The organism is Gemmiger formicilis (genome assembly GCF_900167555.1).
GTDB classification, from domain to species: Bacteria; Bacillota; Clostridia; order Oscillospirales; family Ruminococcaceae; genus Gemmiger; species Gemmiger formicilis.
In genome coordinates this window covers 1-3,800 of the sequence record NZ_FUYF01000054.1, presented here as the reverse complement: position 1 = coordinate 3,800, position 3,800 = coordinate 1, and the positions used below count along the sequence as shown (strand labels likewise).

Genomic DNA, 3,800 nt, shown 5'->3' with positions numbered 1-3,800 from the left:
GTGCAGGGGCTTCCTTACGGCCAGTACATCGTCGTGGAAACCACCGTACCGAAGGATGTTTTTCAGGCTGAACCGTTCCTTATCAATGTCAATGCATCCAGCCCGCAGAGCAGCTTTACTGTGCCTGCCGGCAGCATCACAACGCCCAGCGGCAGCTACATAACCTACAACATTCTGGATGAAGAGTTGGAGGGCTACTTGCAGCTTGTCAAAATCGACATTGAGACGGGCAAGCCTGTCAAAATTGCCGACACTGCGTTCAACATTTACTACATTGCCGAGGACGGCCGTGAAACCCTTGTGGAGATGAACGACCCGAAATCCGGCAATGCCTGGGCAAAGACCAGCACTTTCTATACCGATTCCAACGGCGAAATGAAGACCCCGGAAAAACTGCCGCTGGGCAGGTACCGCATCGTCGAGATCGAAGGTCCACGCGGGTATTTCAACGACCGCCAGTACAATGTCGTGTTTGAGCTGACCTCGGACCGTGTGTATCAGGTCAGCGGCGGCAGCGCCGACGGCATGGACGACTACGTCATCACCGAAAACTACTATAACCACGAGACATTGGGGCAAATCAAAATCCGCAAAATTGGTAACGTGCTGACCGGGTACGAGAACGGACAGTTCGTGTACGAGTCCGATAACCTTGCCAATGCCACCTATGAGATCCACGCGCAGGGCGATATTCCCACGCCGGACAATCAAGGCACACTCTGGTACGCAGATGGCGACCTTGTCGCTACCGTTACCACTGCCGAAGACGGGCAGGTGGACGAAGTCCGATTCAGCCCCACGCGGACACTCGCCACCTATGATTTCTTGAAAGTAACCCACGATGGCACGAAAGGCGAAGTCACTATCACGCTGCCGCTGGGTACCTACACGATTTCCGAGGTGCAGGCCCCTTACGGTTTTGTCCACACCGACCACACTTACACCGTGGTGCTGGACTGGGACAACCAGTATAACGACCTCGTTCTTGCAAAAAGCATCATCGACCACACGCAGGACGGTGATGTTGTGTACGACTACTCTATTATAAATGTAGGCAACGCCAATGCCGAGCAGATTGAAAAGCAGGTTCTTGTCTTTGAGAATGCCCGTGTGCTGCCGATCGTTGAGGAGGGCAAAGTCGGTGTCGGGCTGTATAAGCTGGATCGCGACACCTGCGATTTGACCGATGAAGCGCCCTATACAGACGGCTGTAAGACCCGCGCCTCCCTTTTGAACGGCGGCAGCAACCGCGCCGACATCCCGGCTGATGCCAATATGGTCGCGGGCGCCGTCTATGCGCTGTACACCGCAGACGACATTTACAGTATTTCCGGCGAGCTGCTGGCCGCCGCCGATACTCTGCTGGGCACAGCCACCACCGATGAAAACGGCCTTGCCTATTTTGATGTAGACGTTCCTCTGCGCGGTGAACATTACGGCGGCAGCGATGCCCACGACTGGACGACCAACAGCGGCCGCTACTATCTGCGTGAAATCAGCGTGCCGGACGGCTACCTGATTGAGCAGCGTGTGATTCCCGTTGAGTTCACCTATGAAAACCAGTTCATTGCATGGCAGGTCGTTGACTGCCTGCACTCCGACAAGCAGACCACCGTGGAGATTGACAAGCGCGCTTTCACTTCTGATTCCGATGACACCTTTGCCCTGCCCGGTGCCACGTTGACCGTGACCGATTGGAACGGCAATGTGGTGGACAGCTGGGAGAGCAGCGATACGGCTCATGTGATTTGCGGGCTGCATCTTTCCCACGACTTTGCCGGGAACCGCGATACCTCAAAAGTCTATACCTTGGCCGAGACTTGTCCGGCAGACGGCTATACCACCGCCCGCTCGATTCAGTTCCGCTTGGAGCAGGCCACGGACGATAATGCCTACTTGCAGGAAACGGCGGTCTGGGTTCTGCATGAATCCGAAGATACAGCATACCAGTCTGGCAGCATTATCTCCCCCACCGCGTTTTCCGACGATACCGTGGCTACGATTTCCGCCAAGCTGCACGCTTTCTGGGATAAGCTGCTGGGCAAGAATCCCGATGCAGACGGCGTTGTCATTTCCAACTGGTACTGCGTGAACGGCACGCTGGTGGTGAATTTCACCGATGCCGCCAACGACCGCGCGATTGCCAAATGCCTGCGGGAGAGCGACTTCTCCGACCTGACGTTTGACAAGGCCTATCTGAACGGCGCGGCGGCTCCCGCGTTCTTTGCCGATAAGCAGGTTGCAGAAAAGCCCGCCGATGCCGAAATCACCTACTCTGCAAGCTGGATTCTGCTGAAAGATTCTGATGGATTCAGCCAGACAGTGACGATGCTGGATGCGCCCACCCGCGTAAAAATCAGCAAAGCCGATATTACGACCCACGAAGAAGTCCCCGGTGCCACGCTGCGTGTGCTGGATAAAGACGGCAATGTTGTGGACGAATGGGTGTCCGAAGATACGCCGCACTACATGGAGGCTGTGCTGGTTGCGGGCGAAACCTACACACTGGAGGAAACGCTCGTACCCGATAATTCCGGGTATGTGCCTGCCAATGCCATTCAGTTCACAGTCGAGGATAACGGCAAGGTCCAGCACGTTATCATGCAGGACGACTACACGAAAGTGCAGATTTCCAAGACCGACATTGCCACCGGCAAGGAAATCAGCGGCGCAAAGCTGAAAATCACGGATGCAGACGGCAAAACCGTTGCTGAATGGGTTACAGACGGCACACCGCACTATATGGAGCGCATCCCGATGGGAACTTACACCCTGACCGAAACGGTGGCTCCCATCGAGCAGGGCTATGTCCGCGCCGAGAGCGTTACCTTTGAGGTTGGTCCTACCGAGAATATTCAGCGTGTGGAGATGAAAGACGATTTTACCAAGGTCGAAATCTTCAAGGCTGACATGACAGATGGTCACGAGCTGCCCGGTGCAAAACTGAAAATCACCGATGCCAGCGGCAACACCATTGCCGAGTGGGAAACCAACGGCCGGCCCCACCGCATCGAGCGCCTGAAGCCCGGCGACTATACGCTGACCGAAACTGCCGCCCCGGCCGGGTATCTGCTCAGCGAAGAGGTTCACTTCACCGTGCAGGAAACCGGGGAAATTCAGAAAGTCACGATGTACGATGCCCCGGCGCACTCGCTGATCCTCACGAAACGTGATATTGCCACCAATGCAAAGCTGGCGGATGCCCGCTTAACGATCCGCGATGCCTACGGCACGACCATTGACCGCTGGACGACAACGGACGGCGACCATGCCATCCGTGTACTGCCGGAGCGCTCCGCCGCCAAAGACCCACACAAAAATCTGCTGCTTTTGTCCGATGACACCAGTGAACACGTCTACACGATGGTGGAAGAACTGGCCCCGGACGGCTATCTCGTTGCCGAGAGCATTACATTCAAGGTCATGCAGATGAACAATGCACTTGTTGTGTTTGTATGGCAGGATGGCGGCTGGCAGAAATCTTCCGAAGGGTATCTTGCCATGTATGATGAGCGTACCGATACACCCGTGCCGCTTATGAAAACTTTCCCGCAGACCGGCAGAATTTTATAAAAACTGTGCCGAGTTGTTACGCTGCGCACAATTTGAGATTGGAGTGATATTTTGTCTGTTTCCTGTTTTACTTCCACCAATTTGCACCTCTGTAAGTTCCTGCGCACCACAGGCCGCGACTGGCGCAACACCATCTACATCGAGTGCGGTGACTGTCAGCGCGCTGTGAGCCGCAGCTGCAAAAATCTGCTCTGTGCCTTTGATACGGCCGGTGCGCCGGTCATTGT

Annotated in this window: 1 protein-coding gene; it reads left to right on the top strand. The window is 55.4% G+C overall.

Annotated features, from left to right (window positions below; all coding sequences use genetic code 11):
* The coding region (locus tag B5D32_RS15315) for a SpaA isopeptide-forming pilin-related protein (RefSeq protein ID WP_276327556.1) at positions 1-3,573 on the top strand (3,573 nt) is incomplete at its 5' end.
* Positions 3,574-3,800 lie beyond the last annotated feature (227 nt).